Origin of the sequence: Salegentibacter agarivorans (assembly GCF_900113135.1) — a bacterium.
Taxonomy (GTDB): Bacteria; Bacteroidota; Bacteroidia; order Flavobacteriales; family Flavobacteriaceae; genus Salegentibacter; species Salegentibacter agarivorans.
Window position 1 is genome coordinate 34,764 of sequence record NZ_FOOH01000013.1, and the last position, 24,143, is coordinate 58,906.

15 protein-coding genes are annotated in these 24,143 nt (G+C 37.8%); 6 read left to right on the forward strand and 9 right to left on the reverse strand.

The features are described from left to right. Positions 1-5: 5 nt before the first annotated feature. Positions 6-1,163 carry an acyltransferase family protein gene (locus tag BM084_RS10835; RefSeq protein ID WP_075325402.1) on the reverse strand — a complete coding sequence of 386 codons (1,158 nt, stop codon included), beginning with the start codon at positions 1,161-1,163 and terminating at the stop codon, positions 6-8. A 215-nt stretch (positions 1,164-1,378) separates the two neighbouring features. Between BM084_RS10835 and BM084_RS10840 the strand changes: the two genes are divergently transcribed. Genes BM084_RS10840 through BM084_RS10860 form a run of 5 tightly spaced genes read left to right on the forward strand, consistent with a single transcriptional unit; the run spans position 1,379 to position 9,987 of the window. Further along, positions 1,379-2,665: an ROK family transcriptional regulator gene (locus tag BM084_RS10840; RefSeq protein ID WP_232228889.1), complete on the forward strand. Its 1,287-nt coding sequence runs from the start codon at positions 1,379-1,381 to the stop codon at positions 2,663-2,665. Between the two features lie 6 nt (positions 2,666-2,671). Then, on the forward strand, positions 2,672-4,594 hold the full coding sequence (gene nagB, locus BM084_RS10845) for a glucosamine-6-phosphate deaminase (RefSeq protein ID WP_075325400.1): 1,923 nt from the start codon (positions 2,672-2,674) through the stop codon (positions 4,592-4,594). 4 nt (positions 4,595-4,598) lie between these two features. Then, the gene (locus BM084_RS10850) at positions 4,599-5,534 is read left to right on the forward strand and encodes an N-acetylmuramoyl-L-alanine amidase (protein ID WP_075325399.1); all 936 of its coding nucleotides are present in this window, start codon (positions 4,599-4,601) and stop codon (positions 5,532-5,534) included. A 51-nt stretch (positions 5,535-5,585) separates the two neighbouring features. After that, positions 5,586-6,173 (forward strand): peptidoglycan recognition protein family protein, encoded by a 588-nt coding sequence (locus BM084_RS10855; protein WP_083634130.1) that lies wholly within the window; start codon positions 5,586-5,588, stop codon positions 6,171-6,173. 19 nt (positions 6,174-6,192) lie between these two features. Continuing rightward, complete coding sequence (locus BM084_RS10860) at positions 6,193-9,987, forward strand: phosphodiester glycosidase family protein (protein ID WP_093304713.1); 3,795 nt, start codon at positions 6,193-6,195, stop codon at positions 9,985-9,987. Between the two features lie 110 nt (positions 9,988-10,097). Here the strand turns inward: BM084_RS10860 and BM084_RS10865 are convergent, their stop codons facing one another. The 6 genes from BM084_RS10865 to BM084_RS10890 form a co-directional block, all read right to left on the reverse strand. Then, positions 10,098-11,324, reverse strand: a complete 1,227-nt coding sequence (locus BM084_RS10865; RefSeq protein ID WP_075325397.1) for a C40 family peptidase — start codon at positions 11,322-11,324, stop codon at positions 10,098-10,100. 114 nt (positions 11,325-11,438) lie between these two features. Then, on the reverse strand, positions 11,439-12,455 hold the full coding sequence (locus BM084_RS10870; RefSeq protein ID WP_093304715.1) for a dipeptide epimerase: 1,017 nt from the start codon (positions 12,453-12,455) through the stop codon (positions 11,439-11,441). A gap of 12 nt (positions 12,456-12,467) precedes the next feature. Next, positions 12,468-13,925, reverse strand: a complete 1,458-nt coding sequence (locus BM084_RS10875) for a sodium:solute symporter (protein WP_075325395.1) — start codon at positions 13,923-13,925, stop codon at positions 12,468-12,470. A gap of 6 nt (positions 13,926-13,931) precedes the next feature. Beyond that, complete coding sequence (locus tag BM084_RS10880; RefSeq protein WP_075325394.1) at positions 13,932-15,530, reverse strand: glycoside hydrolase family 10-like protein; 1,599 nt, start codon at positions 15,528-15,530, stop codon at positions 13,932-13,934. A gap of 81 nt (positions 15,531-15,611) precedes the next feature. After that, positions 15,612-17,324, reverse strand: a complete 1,713-nt coding sequence (locus BM084_RS10885) for a RagB/SusD family nutrient uptake outer membrane protein (protein ID WP_093304717.1) — start codon at positions 17,322-17,324, stop codon at positions 15,612-15,614. A gap of 19 nt (positions 17,325-17,343) precedes the next feature. After that, a complete protein-coding gene (locus BM084_RS10890) occupies positions 17,344-20,544 on the reverse strand; it encodes a SusC/RagA family TonB-linked outer membrane protein (RefSeq protein ID WP_232228888.1) in 3,201 nt (1,066 codons plus the stop codon). 299 nt (positions 20,545-20,843) lie between these two features. Here BM084_RS10890 and BM084_RS10895 point away from each other — a divergent pair, with 299 nt between their 5' ends. Next, entirely contained in the window at positions 20,844-21,599 is a 756-nt protein-coding gene (locus BM084_RS10895) for a DeoR/GlpR family DNA-binding transcription regulator (protein WP_075325392.1), read from the forward strand. Between the two features lie 77 nt (positions 21,600-21,676). Here BM084_RS10895 and murQ read toward each other — a convergent pair whose 3' ends face one another. Beyond that, entirely contained in the window at positions 21,677-22,492 is an 816-nt protein-coding gene (gene murQ, locus BM084_RS10900) for an N-acetylmuramic acid 6-phosphate etherase (RefSeq protein ID WP_075325391.1), read from the reverse strand. Between the two features lie 75 nt (positions 22,493-22,567). Further along, entirely contained in the window at positions 22,568-24,142 is a 1,575-nt protein-coding gene (locus tag BM084_RS10905) for a beta-N-acetylhexosaminidase (protein WP_093304719.1), read from the reverse strand. Position 24,143: the final 1 nt, after the last annotated feature.

Genomic DNA, 24,143 nt, shown 5'->3' on the forward strand with positions numbered 1-24,143 from the left:
TGAATTTATACTTTAATATAGATACGTTTTTTATGTAACCAGTAACCCAACAACCACATAAGCAGCATATAAGAAATGGCAAACAGCAGCGAGGCGTTATAATTGTTTAGCCAGCTAAGATATAAGTTTTCATAAAGCCATGGTTTGAGTGCCTGCCCATTAACATAAATAATATTCATAAGCATTACTACCAGGCCAGACATTACAAAAACAAACAAAGGATTTTTTCCAAAAGCCTCGAAGAAAGTCGTCCATTTCTTAAAATTGAAAATTTCAATGATCAAAATTAAGGCCGAAAGTATTAAAAGCGTCCACCCCGTACTGTAAATTACGTAAGAGCTGCTCCAAATAGGTTTATTTATAGGAAACCAAATATCCCAAATTTGCGCTATAATCAATAGCACGACTCCGTAAACACTTAACTTGATTACCGTAGAAATATTATTTCCTGATCTTTGAATAAAAACGCCAGCCACATAGCCAGCAATTACATTCACAATTGCGGGAAGCGTACTTAATAAACCTTCAGGATCAAACGAGAGGCCATAACCTTTATAAAGATTGGCATCGTTAAATATTAATCGGTCAAACTTCAGCGCAGCATTATGCTCTAAAGAAAGCGGATTAGGCTGATCGCCAAAAAACCACATAACAGCCCAATAGCCAAGTAAAATTAGGCTTCCAAAAATGATAGATTTTTTCAGTTTTAAATAATGAAGAATTAGCGAGCCAAAAAGATAGCAAAGAGCAATGCGCTGCAAAACTCCCATAATTCGCATATTCGCCAAATTCTTAAAAACCAGTTCGCCTTCCTGTCTAAATACAAACGGAAATGCGTTTAAAAATAACCCGATAAGAAAAATAAGTGCCGCCCTTTTAAAGACCTTTCTTAAAAATACGCTTTCAGAAATGCTTTCATATTTACGTAGGCTAAAGCTCATCGCGTTGCCAATTACAAATAAGAAAGAAGGAAAAACCCAATCGGTTGGGGTAAATCCATCCCAGGGAGCGTGTTTAAACGGCGCATAAATATGTGACCAGCTCCCTGGCGTATTTACCAGTATCATTAGCGCTACGGTAAGTCCGCGCAATACATCTAAAGCTAAATAACGCTGGTTTTTTCCGGTTTTTGCTTCCTTAAATAGTTTATTGACTTCAGTCATTCTTCTTTATGGTACTCCTAAAAGCTGAGGTTTAGATTTAAAAATTCAAGTTTATAATACCCTATAAAAGTATAAATTTCGATTAAATAATCAATCTTTTATAAAAAAATCGAAAAAGTATTTTTAAAAATAATTTTTTTATATACTTTTAAATTCAAAATAAATTCATTTTTTTAAAAGCTTAAAACAAACTATTAATGCTTTTATTTTAAAATATGACAACTCAAACTATGCCAACAGATCTACATGACTTTTTTATAGATGAAAAGAAACTATCTAATATTAATAATGTAGAGCGAAAGAAATTCCTTCAGAAATTAAAGATTATAAAACATCTATTTCTGAATGGTGAAACCTCAAACGCCGAAGTTTGCCAGCGCTTTAATGTAAGCCTACCTACTTCCATGTCTCTGCTCAATCAACTTATTGAGGAAGGCATAGTGATAAAAAAAGGTAGGGGGAAATCTGAAGGTGGCCGTAAACCAGACCTTTACGGACTTGTAGAGAATTCGTTTTTTGTGGTGAGTATTCATATAGAACGGTTTAGAATTAAGTTGGCAGTAATTGATAATAACCATACCATTCTACACGAACAATCCTGGCCCGCAGAGATTTCTACAGATTCTAATATTGTAGATCTCTTATTTGAGTGGACCCAGAAATTATTAAAAGAAGCTAAAGTGAAACTGGACCAGGTAATGGGTGTTGGTATAAGCATGCCTGGACTGGTTTCGGCTGAAGCGGGCAAAAACTTCACCTATTATCTAAGCGAACAGGAGCCCGAATCACTTAAAAATAAATTTGAGAAAAAGTTTAAAAAGCCGGTGGCTATTTTAAACGATGCAAAAAGTGCTTGTTTAGCTGAATTTCGATTTGGTACAGCCAAAAACAAGAGTAATGTTCTGGTAATTTCTATGGACTGGGGTATTGGCCTGGGAATTATTATGGGCGGCAGGATGCACAGCGGCGAATCGGGTTTTGCAGGCGAATTTGGACATATCCCAATGACAGAAGATGGGCTGCTTTGCCACTGCGGGAAACGCGGTTGTTTGGAAACAGAAGCATCGGGACTTGCCCTTGTTAGAAAAACCAAAGAAGGTTTAAAAGCGGGACAAACTTCGGTATTAAATAAACTTAAGAAGGAAGAGTTAGAAAAACTGGAGCCAGAAACTATTATTAATGCCGCAAACCGTGGCGACCAGTTTGCGATAAATGTACTTTCTGAAATAGGAATAAACCTTGGAAAAGGTATCGCAATCCTCATTCAAATCTTTAATCCCGAATTAGTGATTTTAGAAGGAAAAATAGCCGAAGCTAAACAGTTTATCACCACTCCAATTCAACAATCAATGAACACTTACTGTATGATGCAGCTTAAGGAACGCACCAAAATAGAACTTTCTACCCTGGGTGCAAATTCCAGTTTATATGGCGGTACCATAGCAGTAATGGACGATATTTTTAAAGACCAGGTTAGCCTGGTGAAATCCCAAATTAGTTAAAAAATTATGGCCAGATTAAATCTTTTAGAAGAAACACGTTTTGAAAAACTACCGGTAAAAGTTTATGAAGATGAACATATTGCCTCAAAAAAGGTAGCTAAACGAATTGCAGATCTTATTAGACGTAAACAAGACAAGCATGAAAATGCCGTGTTGGGCCTGGCTACAGGCGCCACCCCGGTAGAAGTTTACGAAGAGCTAATTAGAATGCATAAAGAAGAAAAACTTAGCTTTAAAAACGTGATTACTTTTAACTTGGACGAATATTACCCCATGCAGCCTGATGCTAAACAGAGCTACGTGAAGTTTATGGACGAAAACCTTTTTAACCATATAGATATAAAAAGGGAGAATATTCATATTCCAGATGGAACCCTGGCCAAAGAAGATATTACCGATTATTGTCTCGCCTATGAAAATCAAATAGGTGCTGTTGGCGGTTTAGACCTTCAATTATTGGGAATTGGTAGAACCGGTCACATTGGTTTTAACGAACCGGGTTCAGCACCAAATTCAGGAACGCGTTTAGTAACATTAGACGATCTTACCCGAAGGGATGCTTCGCGAGATTTTGGCGGAAAAGAAAATGTACCTACCAAAGCCATTACTATGGGAATTGGTACTATTTTTAAAGCAAAAGAGATTATTTTAATGGCCTGGAGCAAGAAAAAAGCTCCAATTATTAAAAAAGCGGTTGAAGGAGAAATGTCTGGAAATGTCCCAGCAACTTACCTTCAGCTTTCAGATAATGTAGAATTTATTTTAGATGAAGATGCGGCTTCAGAGTTAACAAGATTTAATACGCCGTGGTTAGTAAAAGACTGTTCCTGGAATAAAGCGCTTATTAAAAAAGCGGTAATCTGGCTTTCTTCCGAAGTAAAAAAACCAATCCTAAAACTTACTGACGAAGATTACAATAATAACGGAATGGCGCAACTTGCCACCGAGCAAGGCCCCGCCTACGATATTAATATAGATGTATTTAACCAGTTACAGCACAGTATAACCGGTTGGCCAGGAGGAAAACCAAATGCTGATGATACCCAGCGCCCGGAACGTAAAAGCCCTGCAAAGAAACGTTCTATTATTTTCTCCCCACACCCAGATGATGATGTGATTTCTATGGGCGGAACTTTTATTAGGCTGGTAGACCAGGGCCACGATGTTCACGTAGCTTACCAAACTTCAGGGAACACCGCTGTTTGGGATACCGATGTGTTACGTTACGTAGAGTTTGCCATAGATTTTAAGAAAAGTACCGGGGAAGATACCGAAAAGCTGGAGGCTACTTACGAGAAAATGCGTGACTTTATCGATAAGAAAGAGCCTAACGAGATAGATTTAGATGAAATAAGAGATGTAAAAGCTTTTATTAGAAAATCTGAAGCGATTGCAGGTGCCCGTTATGCCGGCTTAAAAGATAAAAATATTCATTTTATGGCCCTGCCTTTCTATGAAACCGGGAAAAAAGTAAAAAATCCAGTAACCAATAAGGATGTTGAACTTACCATGGAATTATTGAAAGAGGTAAAACCTCATCAAATATTTGCCGCCGGCGATTTTGCCGATCCTCACGGGACTCATATTGTATGTTTTAGGATTATCCTGGAAGCTATGAAAAGGCTTAGAAAAACTGAATCCTGGACCAAAGACTGCTGGTTATGGATGTATCGTGGCGCCTGGCAGGAATTTGAAGTGCACGAAATTGAAATGGCCGTACCGCTTTCTCCCAAAGAAGTACAACGCAAAAGAGACGCTATTTTCCAACACCAGTCGCAAAAAGACAGGCCGGTATTCCCTGGCGATGATGAACGGGAATTCTGGGTACGAGCAGAAGAGAGAAATCGCGAAACAGCCGAAAGTTATGATAAACTGGGATTAGCGAATTACGAAGCAATGGAAGCCTTTGTAAAATGGAAATTCGAATAGATCAATGAAAAAATTAATTCCTGTTTTTTATTTAATAATGGCCTTGGCTATTATTTCCTGCGGAAGTAACCCTTACGCAAAAACCAATCGTTTACATAAAAAACAGGCAAAAGCTTACGGTAAACAATTACAGCAGTTCCCCACCCCCGAAAACCAGAAAGAATCCGCACTCAATTATGGTGACTACTGGGTGGGAACTACTAATTTTAACCTGAGAAAACCTAATTACGTGGTAATTCACCACACCGCTCAGGATTCTCTTGGACAAACATTAACCACTTTTACCCTTCCCAGAACACAGGTAAGTTCGCATTATGTAATTGCCAAAAACGGTGAAATTTTTCATATGCTAAATGATTACTACCGCGCCTGGCACGGTGGAATTGGGAAATGGGGAAATAATACCGATTTAAATTCTTCTTCCCTGGGGATTGAAATTGATAATAATGGGAAAGAAGAATTTACCGATCTTCAAATAAATAGTTTAATTGAATTGCTTAAGGAAATTAAGGAAAAATACAGTATTCCTGATGAAAATTTTATTGGCCATTCCGATATTGCACCCTCAAGAAAAGTAGACCCCAATGCTAATTTCCCCTGGAAACGTTTAGCCGAAGAAGGTTTTGGGTTATGGTATGATGAAGCTGAAGTAGAAAATCTAAAACTGGAAGCCGAATTTTTTAAACCGAATCCATTGGCGATTAACCTCAACAGCCGACTTAATACCCGAATTCCTTTTATAGATAAATTAGTTTTCCCTGAAGTAATTCCCGCCGATTTCAATGTTGAAAATGCTCTTAAAATTATAGGCTTTAATACGTCAGATCTGGAGGCTGCTAAAAGCGCTTTTAAATTGCATTTTATTCAGGAAGATTTAAACCAACCTTTTGGTAAGCACGATCTTAAAGTACTTTACCAGCTGCATAAGAAGTATTTGTAGGCACCTATTTTTCAGAAATAAAACAATTTAAAAATTAAATAAGGCAATTTTATGAGTCATATTGGTAAGTTTATTTTGCTTCTTTTGTTTTTCAGTAGCTTTTCACTTTTTGCACAGCAAATTTCTGAAAATGAATTAGCTATTATTCAAAGAAAAGATTGGAATGCCCAAAAACCGGTTATGAAAATGAAGTCGCATAAACCGGAATTTATTACCATTCACCATACAGGGATGCCTCAAAAACCGGAACTTTCTATAGAAAAGAAACTGCAGGCATTGCAAAATTTCTCCCAAAAAGATTCCCCAATGGCCGATGGTAGTATAAAAAAAGCCTGGGCAGATGTTCCTTATCATTTTTATATTGCAACCAATGGTAAAATTGCTGAAGGAAGGGAGATAAAATTCCAGGGCGATTCTAATACTGACTACAACCTTGAAGGGCACGTACTAATTGTAGTAGAAGGGGATTTTAATAAAGAAAAAGTGCTACCTCAACAATGGGAAAGTTTAAAAGAACTTATCTTTTATATTTCCAGCGAATACGAAATTTCCCATAACACAATTAGCGGCCATAAAGACCAGGCCGAGACCAGTTGTCCCGGAAACAACCTATATCAAAAATTGTCTCAATTAAGATAACCTCCTAAAATTTATTGTTATGAAAGCACCTAAATTAATCATCAGCATTTTAGGTCTTTTACTTTTTTTACCCCTGCAAGCCCAGGAAATAAACCTCAACTGGCAGCCAAGAAAAGATCTAAACATTAACCTACCGGCATCCATAAAGATTTATGATGCTTATGGAACTTTACCCGATAATAATCCCGTAAGAGCAATGTATGCTCTCGTAGACTTGAGTGACGAAAATCTAAAATTACGTTCTCTTGGCAGCAATACCATTAGGGAAACCACTAAAGAAACTTATAACAGAGGAAATGGAGTTTTGGCAATAAATGGCGGTTATTTTGCTTCAAATTCTTCGGTAAGTACTATTATTCAGGATGGGGAGGTTATTTCACCTGGACCCAGCGGTGAAATTTCCAGGGGTGCATTTGGAATGAAAAACGGAGAGCCGGAAATCGCCTGGGTGAATTCCGGGGAAAATGATATTCCAATGAAATTTGCTTCTCCAGATATTAATTCAGCTTCAGAAAATTGGGATGTAAGCCAGGCAGTTGGTGGCGGGCCAGTTTTATTGAAAAACGGAAAAATAAATGTAACCGATAAAGAAGAAGGGTTTAAAGGAAGCCATTTAGACCGGCATCCGCGAAGTGCCATTGGCTACAAAGACAAAAACACCCTAATTATTATGGTGGTAGACGGGCGGCAGGAAGCCAGTGCGGGAGTAAGTTTAGGCGAATTAGCACAATTAATGTTAGAGGTTGGTGCTAAAGATGCAGTAAATCTAGATGGTGGCGGATCTTCGGCAATGATCGCTGCCAACGAAATAGTAAATATTCCTGCAGATATTACCGGCGGAAATCGGAATAGTTTAAGGAAAAATGCGGGAGCTTTAGTAATCGCTGAAACCCAGGTGCCGCAACGCCCAAAACCAATAATTTTTGATACCGAAGACAGGAATTATTCTGAAACAGGAATTTGGAACAGCTCAAACCATTCAAATTATTATGGAGAGAGCGCCTCCCGGGTAGCCACTTCAAACAATCTAAATAAAGCTTTTTATACTTTTGAAGATATTAAGCGAAATAATTACCAGTTAGCCGCCTGGTTTAGCGTAAACACTCAAAGAAATTCTGAATTTGTAAATTATATTTTACATAGCGAAGGCAAAATCGATACCCTTAGCATTAATCAAAAATCTCTCAATAATTTAGGGAAATGGAATGTATTGGGAAATTTTGAAATTGGCCCCAGGGATACCCTGGAGATTATAGGAGCTGCCGAAGGAAAATTTATTACAGATGCTATAAGGTTAGTCGCCAAAAAAGATTCTCCAGTACTACCCAAACGCGGAGATTTACGTATCGCTGTAATTTCAGATTTAAATTCTGGATTGGGTGCTGCTAATTACGAATGGCAGGTTGATAGCATAATAAATAGAATTCCGAAGGTTTGGCAACCAGATTTAGTTATTTGTGGTGGCGATATGGTAGCGGGAATGGGAGTTTCTGAAACAGCCCAACTACAAAAAATGTGGAATGGCTTTAAAAAACATATTATAGAACCCCTTCATAAAGAAAAAATTCCTTTTGCTTTTACACTGGGCAATCACGATGGCCCAAGAAGCTACCCCGTAGAACATAAATTTGCCAAAAACTTCTGGAAAGAAAATATTGACAAAACAGGCCTGCATTTTATAGATGAATCTAATTTCCCAAACTACTATTCGTTTATAGCCAAAAACAACTTTTTTGTTTCCTGGGAGGCTTCTTCTTCAAAAATCACGGAAGAAAACCTTGAATGGCTGAAAGAACAATTTCAAACCCCTGAAGCTAAGAATGCACCAAATAGATTTGTAATAGGCCATATGCCACTTTACAGCGTAGCCCAGGAAAGAGATTCAAAAGGTAATGTACTGGAAAATGCTAAAGAACTCCAGCATCTTCTTGAAAAATACAAGGTGAAGACCTATATAAGCGGGCACCAGCATGCTTATTACCCGGGGAAAAGAGGAAAAGTGGAATTCTTAAATACGGGCGCTGCCGGTTCCGGCCCTCGTTCCTGGTTAACCCAGAGCCGAGAACCCGTAAATACTATAACGATTATGGATATTTTTAATTCAAAAGATTCTATTGTTTATAGTACTTATGATATAAAAAAAGACAAAGCTGCAGAGATGAGCTTATTTGAAGAAAAGACTTTACCTTCTGCAATGATAGGTGTAAACGGCTATATGTTGCGTAGGGATATCCCAGACAGTCAAAAATTTAAAGCTTTCCTATCTTCTTTAAATTCCAATGCAGAAAATATTGCCGGCATAGCTCAGGTTGAAGCTAAAATTAAAAACGATAAGCTTAAAATTTCAGGAAGCTACTTCAATATAACTTCAAAATTTTCTGATAAAAAACCCATAGGTATCTATAAAGGAAGACATACCGAAAAGGGCGAATTGCTGAAAGAAGTGAAGCTCAAAGCATCTTCTCCCGGAAGTGGTACCTTTTCTACTGAACTAAAACTTACTGAAGAAATTAAGAGCTATCTTAATTTTGGTGGCATTTATATTCAAATAAATACCGAAAAAGGAAATTTAAGAGCTCAATTATTACCGACTCAAAATAAAGCACCAGAACCTGCTAAAATCACTTCTCATTACCCGAAGAACACTTATGCAATACGCGATATTGAGGCTCTCTACGAAATAAAATGGAGCCAGGCCTTAGATGAAAACGGGGATTTTGTAAGTTATATCTATCAACTATCACCTAATAAGGATTTTTCAGAAATAATTCTTCAGAAAAAAACAGGTAGGGAAACCAGTTTGAAAATGACAGAAAAACAATGGTATGACCTCCTTGAAGATTCTGAAATTGGTGAACAGGTAAGCTTTTACCATCGTGTGTTGGCAAGTGACGGTAGCAATTTTTCCTACTCTGCTCCTACCACTCTAAATTTGATAAAAACTAATGAAGCCTTAGATGATCTTGCGCAAATACCCGCTCCGAAATATGCCTACAAAGGAAAAACAGCTGAATCTGGTGCTGGCTATGGCGCCGAATGGGATCACGAAGGCAAACTATGGCTGGCTGATTACAACCGTGGGTTGATTATTCAAAATTCAAATGATAAAGAGACAGATTTTTCACCCTTAACTTCAGTAGAGATAAAGGGCGAGGTCTATAATTTAAATCCTGTCAACGGAATTGGAGTAGATGTGGACGGAAATATTTTAGTAGGAATTAACCGCAGATTAATTAAGATTGATTCGAAAACCGGGAAAGGGCTTGCTGTTTGGGAAGCACCTAAAGGCGCACGAGCAATTACAGCACCACGCGCAGCTAAAAATGGAGAAATATACGCGATGTCGCTCTTTGGAGAAGATCCAAACTATGTACTAAAACAGCAAGGAGAAACTTTTAAACTGCTAAGAACTCTTGAACTAAAAAATAGAAATTTATCGCGAACTTTTGCTATGACTCAGGATGGCAAAACACTTTTTTTTCCCGATCCTGGCAGCCCTAAGATCCAGGTTTATAGTAGCGAAAATGCTAAAGACTATACTAAGAAGGAGGATATTACCAGCATTTCTGCAGGCTCTAGTGCAATACAGGTTGTAGATAATGCCATTTATTCCGCTGTACGTTCCAGCGGAATTTCGCCTTCGAGTATTCACTATAGAAATGAAGAAAAACAGCAAATGTGGACTTTAGAATTACCTGAGGTTAATGGTGCAGAGCCTCGGGGCATAGGAGTTTCAAAAAATGGGAATACTATAATTTTCTGCAGCTGGGATAAAGGTGGCGGTTATTACGTATTTGAAAAGCTTGGAGAATAAATAGCAAAAAAAACCTCACAGGTTTCGGAAACCTGTGAGGTTTGAGTAAATAACATCGTAGATCTTGAAACGATTTCAGGATCAAAGCTATAAGAGCTTCTTTAAAAACTTCACATCTTCACTTCTTCAGCTTCTGAAGTAGTAAAAAGATCGGTATTTTTAAGGTAGATTAAGCCTTTATCTTCTTTGTTTAAAATCCGTTTGGTTCTTAAGTAGCGATTGTAATTATATTCATCAAAATCTTCGGCTTCGGTATCAAAATTACTAATATGAACCTCGCCCATTGAATGAATAAACTTGTTATCACCAATCCACATTCCTACGTGAATTACGCGTTCTGAAGTAGAATCGGTGGCCGGTTTTCCAAAGAAAAGCAAGTCGCCTTTTTCAAGATTTTCAAAGTTTTTATCGGTATCTACTACATCTCCGGTATGAATTTGCTGCGATGCATCACGCGGAATCACCATTCCGTTTAGAAAATATATGGTTTTAGTGTAACCGCTGCAATCTACTCCTTTAGGAGAAGTACCGCCCCATAAATAAGGTAATCCCATCAATTTATGTGCAGTAGCCACCAAATCTTCTTCAGTTTGATCTAAAGATGCCAGCCATTCTTTATAAGGCTGAGCGTAGGCTTTCTCTACAAAGGCTTTTTTCCCATTTGGATATTCTACCTTATAAAAATTATTTTGTTCGCTTATAAGCTCTAAAATGTTCCCAGCTACAAGATCTGAAACTGTTTGAGAGTCTGAATTTGCTTCGGAATAAGAATTACCCGTAGGCTCGGTAAAAATTAATTTTTCCTGAGATTTCCAATTAGCAAATTCTTCTTCAGTCATATTTTCAATTCCGCCGTAATCTACCCAGGCTAAATAACCTTCCGGAGTTTGAACAAAATACCAACTTCCTTCTTTTTTATAAACCTTAAGCGGCATTCCCAGGGTTGCCTGAGTTACCAATTGCGCCGAATGTTTTGGTTCATCTCTTAGATTTGCCACTGAAATTTTTACAACTCCACGAATCTTATCTTCCAAAGCTTCAGTATCTGGAAGTACCTGAATGCTATCGGTAAACTTGATATTTTCTGACTCTAGCTTTTCTTTTAAAGAATTTACCGCTTCAGGGTCATTAGATTCTCCTCTCAGAATATAGGTTTCTCCATTTTTTTCGGCTGTAACTTCAAAGAGTGCAACCCGTCCATCTGGTGCGTAGTTTTCTTCTACTTCTACTATTTGGTTTTGAAGCGGATTTTCTTCTTTTTTCTCTTCTTTCTCATCGCAGGAAGCGAATAAGAAAAGCGTTAGTAAAAAGGGTAAATAAGGTTTTATTAAATTCATTATTTCAATTTTAGTTTCTTGTTTTCGCCACAAATTCACGAATGATTTTTACTTTTTGGGAAGCTTAGATTCTGAAACGATCCCGAAGCTTCGGGACAGAATGACGTAATATTTCTATTTCTCATACAATTCAACCCCGGTGCCGTTTCTTTTAGGGAAATGTACTTTTTCGTCATAGACTTTTACGCCATCGGCGATATCATTTTTAATTAAAAGTCCGCCGTCCATATCTACATAATCCAAGAGCGGCAATAATTGTGCGATGGCTGAAATTCCCACGGTAGATTCGGTCATACAACCCACCATTACTTTTAAACCGAGTGATTTTCCCTTTAGAATCATTCTTTTTCCGGGCGTTAGTCCGCCGCATTTGGTAAGCTTAATGTTTATTCCGTGAAAATAGCCTGCGCACTTTTCAACATCGCTTTCTTCAATACAACTTTCATCGGCAATAAGTGGCAAAACCGATTCTTTATAAAGTTTTTCCATTCCCTCCCAATCATTGGCTTTTAAGGGCTGTTCCAAGAATTCAACATTTAATTCTTTTAAGGCTTTGGCATTTTCAATAGCCTGATCTACCGTCCAGGCGGCGTTAGCATCTACCCGGAAAATTGAATTTGTATGTTTCCGCAGTTCTCTAACAATAGCTACATCATCTTCGGTTCCGAGTTTAATCTTGTAAAGTGGCCACGGAAATTCTTTAATTTTCTGAACCATCTTTTCTACAGAATCTATCCCGATAGTATAGTTGGTAAGCGGAATATTCTTTAAATCCAGCCCCCATAATTGATAAAGCGGTTGGCGATTTCTTTTTCCGTGGAGGTCATGCATAGCCATATCCAATGCACATAGCGCAAATGGATTTTCTTTTAAATGCGGATAGGTTAACTCCCATAATTCCTCAGGTTCCAGGAGAATATTTTCAGCAATTAAGTCTTCAATATTAAGAATATCGGCCTGCATTTTTTTAATCGTAACCCCGTAATAGGAAGTTGCTGTAGCTTCTCCATAACCGGTAAACCCACGGTCGCTTAAGGAAACGATTAAAGTTGGCTGAACATCCCTGGAACCGTGACTTATGGTAAAGGTGTTTTTTAGTTCCAGGTTGTATGGATGAAATTTTAGTTCCATTTTCTTAAAAATTTAGTCAATAGAAACCTCATCGGTTTTAGCTTTGTATAGGGCGAAAAGGCCTAACATGGTAATTGCGGCGTTGACCAACAAAATTTCAAAACCAAACTGATAGCCGTTTAACCAGGCTTCAGAATTGAAATCTAAAATTACTGAAATTACCGGTGATAAAATGCATACTACGGGTACCCATTTATCCCTAACCGGATTTTTACTCAATAAACCATAAGCGAATAGCCCCAGAAGTGGTCCGTAAGTAAAGCCGGCAACTTTAAATACGGCGCTTACCACGCTGCTATCATTTAGCGAATTAAAAACTATAATTACAATAAACATTAATATGGTAAAGCCAATATGAACCAGTAACCTGGTCTTTTTCTGATTTTTTTCCTTTTTCTGAATATCTAAAATATCAACACAAAACGAAGTGGTAAGTGCTGTTAATGCTGAATCTGCACTGGAAAATGCCGCGGCGGTAATTCCTAAGAGGAAAACAACACCGGCGAGAATTCCAAAGTGATTTAAAGCTAGTAACGGATAAAGATCATCTGTTCTTTCGGGAATGGCTATTCCCTGGTCCATCGCGTATTTGTAAAGTAAAACTCCCAGGGCTAAAAACAATACAGTAGAGAAGAAAAATACGATAGAAAACCAAAAAATATTCTTTTGTGCTTCCCCTATACTTTTACAGGTTAAATTTTTCTGCATCACATTTTGATCAAGTCCGTTCATGGCGATGGTAATAAATATTCCCGCCAGAAAACTCTTGAAAAATGCATTATTAGAGCGCCAATTCCAGTCGAAAATCGTAGATTTTTCGCTGTTAGCCACCGTTGCGAATACATCGGTAAATTTAAGTCCCATATGGTCTACGATCATAAAAATACTGATCACCACAGCTAACAATAAGAAAGTGGTTTGTAGGGTATCTGTCCAAACAATGGTTTTAATTCCTCCTCGAAATGTATACAACCAGATTAAAGCAATGGTGATCATTACCGTTACCCAAAACGGAATTCCAAAAGCATCAAAAAAAGCGATTTGCAACACCAATGCCGCTAAAAATAATCGAAAAGAAGCACCTATTGTTTGGGAAATAAGGAAAAACGAAGCCCCTGCATAATAGGAGTTTTGCCCGAAGCGATCTTTTAAATATTCATAAATTGAAATTAATTTCAATTTATAGAACAACGGAATTAAAACAAGAGCAATCACCGCATATCCTACCATATTCCCCATCACAAATTGCAAATAGGTCCAGTTGGAATTACCGACTTCCCCGGGAACAGAGATAAACGTAACGCCAGAAAGGGTTGCGCCAACCATCCCATAGGCTACCAGGAACCAGGGCGATTGCCTGTTTGCGGTAAAAAAGGTATTGTTATCGGCTTGCCTTGAAGTAAAATGACTAATAGCCAGTAATAAAACAAAATAACCGGCGATTACTCCAAAAACGAGGATAGGGCTCATAAATGATTAATTTATTTCAATTTCTATAAATTCGCTCTGATTACCGGTGCGATCTACAGATGTAATTCCAATTTTTTGAAGTTTAGTTTTCTTCCCTCCTACTTCTTTCTGCAAATCCTGACTTCTTTTTTCGGAATTTAAAATTTTATAATCCCAGTTTCCGGTTTCGTATTTAAAGTATAGCACCCATTTGTGAATATCTTCATCATTTTCAACTCCCCAGGTCATTTCAATCTTATCAAGATTTTCATTCACCGTGACATTTGGAATTTCCGGTGGGGTGTTATCTAACCAGGGACTTGGCGGAACCAGGGTTTTCTTTCTGTAAGGTCCTTCTTTTATAGCTTTTGCCAATTCCTTATTTTTCAACAAGGGACCTATACTCCAATGCACGGCCCCTTTGCTCTGCGGAAGCATTCCGCGGGTAATCATAATTTGATTGATCACTTCGGTAATATGCATTTCGTCACCTTCCCCACCAACATTCATTCCCGGCCATAAATGGCGTTGTTTGGTGTTTTCACTTTGCCACCAGCCCAATAATTCCGGAAAACTCTGCCCAAGCTGACTTATTTTCCAGTATAACTGTGGGGTGTAGTAATCTATCCAACCTTCGTTTAACCAAAGTTTAGCATCGGCATATAACTTATCATACTGGTCGTAACCCTGAACAGATTCAGGATATCCCGGGCGCCAAATCCCAAAAGGACTTAAGCCGAATTTTACATGGGGTTTTTCTGCTTTAATTTCCTCGTAAATTCTTTTGATAAAAACGTTAACGCTTTCTCTACGCCAATCGCCACGAGAAAGTTCCCCGCCAGCAGCCTGGTAGGCCCTCCAGCTCTTATCATCTGGGAAATCTTTGCCGTTATTATAAGAATCGTAGGGATAAAAATAATCGTCAAAATGAATCCCGTCAACATCATAGCGCTTTACAATATCCATCACTACTGCCGAAGAACGATCTTGTGTTCCTTTTTGAGCAGGATCCATCCACCACATTCCATTTTCCAGTTCCACAACAAGACCAGGATTGGTTTTAATGACCGATTTTTCACTGATTTCTTTCCCGGTTGTATGATGAGCACGATAAGGATTTAACCAAACATGTAGCTCTAAACCGCGTTCATGAGCAGCATTAACCCAAAATTTAAGCGGGTCGTAATAAGGATCGGGAGCTTTTCCCTGTTCTCCGGTGAGATAATAAGACCAGGGCTCTATTTCACTGTCGTAAAGAGCATCGGCCTGCGGACGTACCTGGAATACTACTGCATTAAAATTGTGTTCTTCTAAAAAATCTAAAAGTTCAAGGGCTTCTTGTTGCTGTGCTGAAGTTGAAAGACCGGGTTTACTGGGCCAGTTGATATTGGCAACGGTGGCCACCCAGGCTGCCCGGAATTCTTCAATATTTTTTGGAGTATTTGGATCCCATTTAACCTCATCTTCTTCTGGAGTTGCTGGAGCTTCAATTTCCTCTGGGATTTCTTCAACAACCTCTTCAGGTTCAGGTTTTTCCTGTGGTTGAGGTTGAGGTGCATCTTTCGCAGTTTTACAGGAAAAGAAAAACATACATAGTACAAGGAGGCATAGAATGGATTTTTTCATAATTAGGGATTTGGAATAATTAAAGAAAAGTCCTTCAGAATTAATTCCGAAGGACTTTCTAGCTAACTCATATTAAATATATTACCAACCTGGGTTTTGTTCCAGTTCTACTCCCTGATCTCTATACAATGTAATTTGATCTAATGGAATAGGTTCAAGATAAACTCTGGGGTCGTCAAAAGTTCTTAAGGATTCTTCGGCTGAAGCTGGGATTAAATAACCTTCATCTCCTTCTGTTACTTCAAGGTTTTCAAGATCTGCATCAGGATAATTTGATTTGTCTATCCAGGCTCCACGATTGATATCCGGGTACTGAACCATATCTGTATATTCCAGTTTTTCCCAGCGCTTAAGATCGTCTAACCTAAATCCTTCAAATATCAACTCTACCCTTCTTTCTCTACGAATTTCCCAAAGAATAGGAGCAACATCTGGATCTCTTTGGGGATCATCGTAAGTTTGGCCGTTAACGGCCGGCTGATCTCCAGAAACTTCAAGATGCGGAATATTAATTCCAGGTCTGTCTCTTAATACATTAATAGATTTGTCTAAATCTTCCTGGGTAAATGCTGCCCCGCCTACTGTAGAAAGCTCGTAAGCAGCTTCTGCATAATTAACAAGGATTTCTCCATAACGAATAATTGGTGCATCAGTAGGGTTTAAGTTAGAGTTTCCTCTAGGCTCATCTTTAATATCTTCATTTAAGAATTTGTGAGCAGCATATCCTGTGGTAGAATAATTTGCATCTATACCATTAATTCTTAATTCATCTGAAACAAAAGTTTCATAAATTCTAGGGTCACGATTAGCCATTACGTTTTCTATACCTCTGTCTCCCTGATATTGATCAGAAATACCTATAGGTAATCCATCATCTGCTAAGTAAGCTTCAATTCCATCTTTAGAAACACCTGTTTGAGGCTCCATGTTATTGTAACTATTTAGAGCGTGGGTTATCATACCCTCTTCATATTCTCTGTAAAGTAGAACTTCAGGGTTTCCTGAAAGATCTAAAGAATTGAAAACTTCTCTATAATTTCCTAATGAATAGTTGCCGGATTCAATAACCTGTTCAGCTGCCCATTTTGCTGCTTCCAGATATTCAGCGGCTTTTTCATTATTATTCTCATGGTATTTTTGCCAGGTTCCTTCATATAAGAAAACTCTTGACATAAAACCTAATACCACATCCCTGTCCACTTCAAGACCATCATTCTCCACATTTTCTCTTACATTTTCTGCCGCAAACCGGAAATCTTCCAAAACCCGATCCATAACAAAGGTTCTATCATCACGTTTTTTATATAAAACCTCATCTTCATTTTCAGAAAGTTCTTCTTCATAATAAGGAACATCTCCAAAATCTTTTACAAGGTCATGATATTCTAAACCTCTAAAAAATCTACCAATACCTGTCCAGTGGTTAATGGCTTCTTCTTCCATATCTACCCCCTGTACACGATCTATAAAAATGTTTGCTTTACGCACCCAGGCAAAGGTCCACCCTCCACCGGAAGTTGGAACCTGAAGCGTAAACCTTGGTGGATTTGTAGGTGCAAAATCATCATTTAACGATTGTCCTGTAAAATATTTTCCCCAGGTATAACCTGAGCCATACCCTGAAAAATATGCGGTATAAAATCCGTAAGCAAAGGTTTTCACATTCCCTTCACTGGACCAGTAAGTCTCGTCTACAAGGACATCCTGTGGAGGAGTATCCAGAAAATCTTTTTCACAACTTGCAACACCTACCGCAAGAAAGAAAAGAATGAATATTTTATTTGTTATTTTCATTTCAACTAAGTTTTTAAAATTAAAGCGTTACCTGAACTCCAATAGAAAATGATCTTCTAAAAGGATATACACGGCCAAAAGTTGATGTATCATTTAAACCTGCTGTAGTATAATCTACTTCTGGATCTACAGGTATCTGAGCTCCTGTAAATTCAAACAGGTTTTCACCACTTACATAAAGTCTAAATCTTTCTACCTCAAATTTTTCGGTTAGAGAAGTTGGAATGGTATACCCAAGGGTAATGTTCTTCATTCTCAAATAAGACATATCCAACAAATATTTAGATTGTGGTAAAAAGTTCATAGCGTTATTAGACTGTCCCTGGTCATTAGGTCTTGGATAATATGCATTTGGATTTTCTGGTGTCCAATAGTCTAACTGATGCTCATACCAGGCTTCTCCATAACGATATCCCGGAATGAAAACTGGTCCATTAGCCCAGAAATCACGTTTTCCAACACCTTGCATAAACATATTAAAATCAAAACCTTTCCAGTTTGCTCCTAATTGTAATCCATATTGGTATCGAGGTGTAGAATTACCAATTCTTTTCATATCCCCGCTATCACCTACTGTTCTAGAACCAAAATCTACAACGCCATCACCATTTAAATCCTTGTATTTTATGTCACCGGGTCCATACTCAAACCAACCGTTTGTTTCAAAAATTTCCTGAGAAGGAATTCCATCAACTAAATTTCCATCTGAATCAAAATCGTCTTCGGTAAAAAATCTATCGGTTTCGTAACCCCAAATTTCTCCAAGCTCTTTACCTTCATAATAAGAATTAATTCCTTCGGTAGTATTGGCAAATTTGGTTACTTTTTCAGTGAAATCGGTTAAATTTCCTTTTGCATTAATGCTAAGTCCGTTATCAAAAGTATGATTAAAATCAACTTCCAATTCCCAACCGCGGGTTTGGATTTCACCAAAATTCCTTATTGGAGCCGAAGTTCCAAATGAACTTGGTAAAGTTACACCGGCACTATGCATATCACTTATGGTACGCTCATACCAGCTAAAACTTGCTCCTAATTTATCTTTAAAGAATCTGGCATCAAAACCAAGGTCTAAAGTAGTAACAGTTTCCCAAGTTAAATCTGCCGGTAATGCACCCGGTGTACCGGTAGCTAACTGGTTTTCACCATCTATTAACCATCCAGAATTATACGAAGACATTGTTCTGTAAATATTAGAAATTAATGCATTTTGATTACCTACAGAACCATAAGAACCTCTTATTTTAAAGAACGATAAAGTAGGCTTTAAAGAATCCATAAAGTCTTCCTGGGTTACAATCCAACCGGCAGACATTGATGGGAAAAAAGCCCATTTTTCATCTGCAGAAAGCCTGGAAGAACCATCATATCTACCATTAAGATTTAAAAGATATTTATCTTTATATGAATAGTTTATACGAGCAAAAGCACCTAAAGTGGTCCAGTGTTCTCTGTCTCCACCTACAAACTGATCACCTGTAGCTAAGTCTAACTCTCCCTGTTCAGGATTTAAAAGGTCTCTTCTTTGAGAAGATTGAGCCCATAATTCAAATTCTTCAGCATCACCACCCACTGTAACTTCAAAATCGTGATCATCAGCTATATTAAGATCATATGTGGCAAAAGCTTTTGCCGTATTCCTTCTACTCCAGGAAGAATTATAAACTACCCTGTCATAAGCAGGACTGGTGTAAGGTTCATAAACCAAATTTGGACCAGTAGCCCAGAAGTTATAAGCCGAAACAGAGCCTCCAACCTGGTGTTCATGTCTATCTACACCATCATGAGTATAATCAAAATTAATTGCCAGATTTTCTATTGGATTAATAGTAGTTCCTAAATTAATTCTGGTTAGTGCCCTGTTATTCTCGTTCATATTAGCTTGGGTAACTTCATTAATATGGCTTCTAAAAGGATTACCTTCATATGTTCCATATGGATAGTATGCCGGCCATCTGGTAGTATAATACCAGGCATCATAAGTTGCAGAGCCAAAAGCAAAAGGCTCTGTAGTTCTGGTATTTGTGTAAAGGACCTTAGCCCTTACATCCATCCAGTCAGTAATAGAAGTGTTAACACTTAAGTTAAGGTTATATCTTTCAAATTCATCAGGGTTTGTTTTATAAACACCTCCCTGTTCTAAATAACCCAAACCTACGTAGTAATTTGTTTTTTCACTACCTCCGGAAACTGACACATCATGTTTTTGTTGTGGAGCCCATTCTTTAACAAACATTTCCTCCGGGTTCCATGGTCGATAGAAAAATAATCTACCATCCCTAATTTCAAAATCACGTCCTTCTACCATTTCTGGTCCAAGATCCTGACCTCCATAATTAGTTTCCCAATCCCTCATTCTTTCAATAGCGGTATCATCTAAAAACATATTAACCAGTCCAAATGCATCCAAGGAAGGGATTCTTCTTCTCACCGCAGCAAAAGCCATTTCAGCTCCCTCAGCCGCAGGTGCTACCGTGGGTGTATTAGTTGGTGTAGACCAGGAAATGTTATTTGAGTAATTTACAGTTGGTGCCTGGCTTCTTCTACCATTTTTAGTAGTAATCAAAATAACCCCCCAGGCAGCTCGCGCTCCATAAATAGAAGTGGATGCCGCATCCTTTAAGACAGAAATATCTTCTATATCCTGTGGGTTAATAGATTGAAGGCTCGAAACCTCTACGTTATCTACTAAAATTAGAGGTTGAGCTCCACCACCACCGGGACTTAAGGTTCCTACATTACCACGTAGTCTAATGGTTGGGTTCTGACCTATTTGACCCGTTGGAGCAGTAATTGTAACCCCGGGGCTTGCACCCTGCAATCCTCGTGCAACATCTGTAATTGGTCTTGAATCTAAAACCTCTGCATCTACAGTAGAGATTGCGCTTGTTACATTACTTCGTTTTTGACTACCATAACCAACTACTACAACCTCATCGAGGCCTTCGGTATCGGTTTGCATAGTAATGCTAAAGTTAGTTTGATCTTCTACGGTAATTTTTTGTTCTTGAAATCCCAAAGACGAAAAAACCAGTACTATACTGTTATCATCTGGAATACTCAAAGAAAATTGTCCGTCAAAATTTGTAACAGTTCCTGTTGAAGTGTTCTCTACAAATACATTTACCCCTGGAAGAGGTATCCCGTCTGTATCAAAAACTTCACCAGTAACTTCTCTCTCCTGTGCCCAAGCCTGAATTGAAAATAAGCAGACTAACACTAAAATAGATTTACGAAAACGTTTTCCCATCATAATACATTAACAATTAATTATGAAACAAACATATCATATAAATTTTTTAATAGCAACTAAAAATTGCAATAATCTACTTATTTTGCCGTTTTTTTTGCTCTAGTATCCTAATTTTTGCTATTTTTAATTGCACACACGGAATTTTAATAAAAAAATAGTTTTATTTTAAAAACTCTTAATTCAGAAATTTTAACATATTAATTTGATTCAAATTAATTTTGTTATATACTGTTCTTTAATCCAAAAACCAGTTTCAAAGATCTAATATGAAAAAAACAGAGCGCCATCGAATTATTCTTGACGAAGTACATTTACATAACAGGGTTCTACTAAGTGATCTAACCAGAACTCTTAATGTATCTATGGATACTGTACGAAGGGACCTTATGGAACTGGATAAATTAAAACAGCTTAAAAAAGTTCACGGAGGTGCGGTTTCAAATGGATTTAATATTCATTCCGATAATACTCGGGAGGTGTACGAATATGAAAATAAATCTATTATTGCAAAGAAAGGAGTCGAACTTCTAAACCATCGCGATGTGGTGCTTATTAGTGGGGGGTCTACTAATTTAGAACTTGCAAAATTGCTTCCTAAAAAGATGAATTTAACTTTCTTTACTCCAAGTCTCCCTATGGCTGTAGAACTGCTTAATAACACCTCCAAAAATGACGAAGTACATCTTATTGGAGGAAAATTATCCCGCGGCTCGCAACTTGCGGCAGGAGGAAGTGCAATTAACCTTTTATCGGAAATCACAGTCGATATCTGTTTTTTAGGCACAGGTTATATGGATATAAAAAAAGGTGTTACCGAACTGGATTGGGAGGTCGCCCAAATGAAAAAGGCAATGGTTAAATCTTCCAAAAAATTAGTTTCACTTACCATTTCTAAAAAGCTAAACACCTATAACCGTTTTAAAGTTTGTGATACGATTGCTGTAGATACACTAATTACAGAGTTAGAACCTAACTCACCAGAACTACAAAAATATAGAAGTATAGGCCTGGACTTATTATAGAGATATTAAAAACAATTAATACCTGAAATTAAGTAATGCCATTGTAGAAAAGTTACAACATTATATTTCGTAAAATATTAATTTTCATATTTTGCCAGTACATTTCGTACACTTTTGTATGTTTGAAGCAATCGTGCGGCTTCAGCTTCATCTACATTTAGTTCCTCCATGATCATCCTAGTTCCGCGACCTACCAATTTCTTATTGGAAAGTTGCATATCTACCATTTTATTGCCTTTTACCCTACCTAGTTTTATCATTACACTGGTTGAGATCATATTCAATACCAGCTTTTGCGCAGTACCTGCTTTCATTCTTGTACTGCCGGTTACAAACTCAGGGCCAGTAACCACCTCTATAGGGAATTCGCTTGCTTTGGCCAAGGGACTTCCGGAACTACAGGTTATACACCCGGTAACAATTCCTTTAGATCGCGCATCCTTAATTCCGCCAATAACGTATGGAGTAGTACCTGATGCAGCGATCCCTACCAACACATCTTTTTCTGAAACATCAAACTTCTGAAGATCTTTCCAGGCCTGATTGGTATCATCTTCAGCATTTTCTACAGCATTTCTTAACGCAATATCACCCCCAGCAATTAAGCCAATAACTAATTCATCTGAAACACCAAAAGTAGGAGGACATTCGGAAGCATCTAAAACACCCAGTCTACCACTTGTTCCAGCTCCAATATAAAGTAATCTCCCACCGGCCTCCATTTTAGGTACTATAGCATCAACTAATCTTTGAATTGCAGGAAGTTCTTTTTCAACACTTTCTGGAACGGTTTTATCTTCCTTGTTTATATTGTGAAGCAGAGTTGAAGTACTCATTTTCTCTAAATCATTATATTTAGAAGTTTTTTCAGTTTCGGGATTATTATTCTCCATTTTTTAGGTTTAATTATAATATACCTCGATCTATAATTCGAGGGTAAATTTTTTAAATAAAATATCTGAAATAATTTAAAATTTAGATTTAGGCATAAATTCTGAAAAAACACCTTTATTTCTATCGCTGTTCCATTCTACCTCTGGAGTTCGAAAGTAATGCACATCCATAAGGTCCAGTCGCAATCCATGTTCACTTAATCTTTTTATAAAGTTTTTATAATCTTTATTTTCTTCTTCACTCCAACCCACTTCTGCCATCGCAATTGTTCGCGGCCAAAACCTATCATCGGCAGCTTCATTAGAAAGTACCATCTCGGTCCAAACCGGAGCCTCTACCCCTATTGTATTTGGGTTTTTCACCTTAAAGGTATAAGCATCTTTTAAAGAAACTCCATCTTCCTTGCACCAGTTATTGGTCATTTCCTGTCCCGGCACGTTGGCGTGATCATAATAAAAACTTGAACAAATAGATTCTATTATAGGCGTATTCACTACACTATTGGTTTTCCCATTCCAACGCTGACTAATCAATGTACTATCTACCTGTGCCTGGGTTACTTCTTCCCATCCAATGGTTGTTTTTCCTAAACCTCGAACAATAGAATCTGCTTTTATCACAAATTCTTTATAGCGTTCATCTTCAATTTCATCTCCTCCAATATGCAAATAATCTCCCGTAGTAATTTCGGCCATTTCGCTTAAAACCGTTGCAACAAAATCGTAGATCTCCGGTTTATCCAGGCATAATTTGCTCCAGCCCACTGTGTACTCGTGGAAAAGTTGTGGAGGAGTTGCCAACCTGGGTTCAATATTTGCAAATTCGTCGCAATTCAATTCAGGATACGCCATTAATGCAGAATAAATATGGCCGGGCATATCAATTTCAGGAACTATTACAATATTTCTCGCTGCGGCATATTCCTGGATTTCTTTATATTCTTCCTGGGTTAAATACCCGGAACGACCGCCTTTTACAGCGCCTTTACTTCCCAGTTCAGTTAGTTTGGGTTTTTGTTTTATTTCTATTCGCCAACCCTGGTCATCGGTTAGGTGCAAATGAAGTCGGTTTAATTTATAAACAGCCATTCTGTCTAGATGCTTTTTAATATAATCTGGGCCAAAAAAACTACGGGCAATATCCAGCATGGAACCACGCCACTCGTATTTTGGACTATCTGAAATACTACCCTGCGGAAGTTTAATTTCTTCTGAAACTTTTTTATTTTCAATTTCAGCCGGGAACATTTGTCGTATGGTTTGAATTCCATAGAAAAGTCCTGCTTCCGAAGCTGCTTCTAAACTAACCACACTAGAAGATATATTCAAATTATAACCTTCTTTCCCCAGGGTTTCTTCAAGATTTGGATCAAGATTAAGGCTAAAACCGTTACAGTTTTCGCCTTTCATAGTATAACTTTGCGTATAAGTATTTTTCAACAATCGCTGCAGCCAGGCAGCCGATGCTTCTGCACCGGAATTAAAACAAACCACTGTCCTTTCCTGGAGTGTAAAGAAACCTTCTTTCCACTCAATTTCTGCCGGCTGCGGAATGATTGCCGGTTTTTCAGTTTGGGATTCTTGTGCGGATAAACCCCACTGAAATAACACTAAAAAAACTAAACTAACACTTAACTTTAAACTTTTCATT

Excerpts from the sequence above, each read along its gene's own strand:
- BM084_RS10860 (WP_093304713.1), top strand. The coding sequence starts at position 6,193 with ATGAAAGCACCTAAATTAATCATCAGCATTTTAGGTCTTTTACTTTTT.
- BM084_RS10870 (WP_093304715.1), bottom strand. The coding sequence starts at position 12,455 with ATGGAACTAAAATTTCATCCATACAACCTGGAACTAAAAAACACCTTT.
- murQ (WP_075325391.1), bottom strand. The coding sequence starts at position 22,492 with ATGGAGAATAATAATCCCGAAACTGAAAAAACTTCTAAATATAATGAT.
- BM084_RS10875 (WP_075325395.1), bottom strand. The coding sequence starts at position 13,925 with ATGAGCCCTATCCTCGTTTTTGGAGTAATCGCCGGTTATTTTGTTTTA.
- BM084_RS10850 (WP_075325399.1), top strand. The coding sequence starts at position 4,599 with ATGAAAAAATTAATTCCTGTTTTTTATTTAATAATGGCCTTGGCTATT.
- BM084_RS10840 (WP_232228889.1), top strand. The coding sequence starts at position 1,379 with ATGACAACTCAAACTATGCCAACAGATCTACATGACTTTTTTATAGAT.
- BM084_RS10855 (WP_083634130.1), top strand. The coding sequence starts at position 5,586 with ATGAGTCATATTGGTAAGTTTATTTTGCTTCTTTTGTTTTTCAGTAGC.
- BM084_RS10895 (WP_075325392.1), top strand. The coding sequence starts at position 20,844 with ATGAAAAAAACAGAGCGCCATCGAATTATTCTTGACGAAGTACATTTA.
- BM084_RS10865 (WP_075325397.1), bottom strand. The coding sequence starts at position 11,324 with ATGAATTTAATAAAACCTTATTTACCCTTTTTACTAACGCTTTTCTTA.
- BM084_RS10835 (WP_075325402.1), bottom strand. The coding sequence starts at position 1,163 with ATGACTGAAGTCAATAAACTATTTAAGGAAGCAAAAACCGGAAAAAAC.
- nagB (WP_075325400.1), top strand. The coding sequence starts at position 2,672 with ATGGCCAGATTAAATCTTTTAGAAGAAACACGTTTTGAAAAACTACCG.
- BM084_RS10905 (WP_093304719.1), bottom strand. The coding sequence starts at position 24,142 with ATGAAAAGTTTAAAGTTAAGTGTTAGTTTAGTTTTTTTAGTGTTATTT.
- BM084_RS10880 (WP_075325394.1), bottom strand. The coding sequence starts at position 15,530 with ATGAAAAAATCCATTCTATGCCTCCTTGTACTATGTATGTTTTTCTTT.
- BM084_RS10885 (WP_093304717.1), bottom strand. The coding sequence starts at position 17,324 with ATGAAAATAACAAATAAAATATTCATTCTTTTCTTTCTTGCGGTAGGT.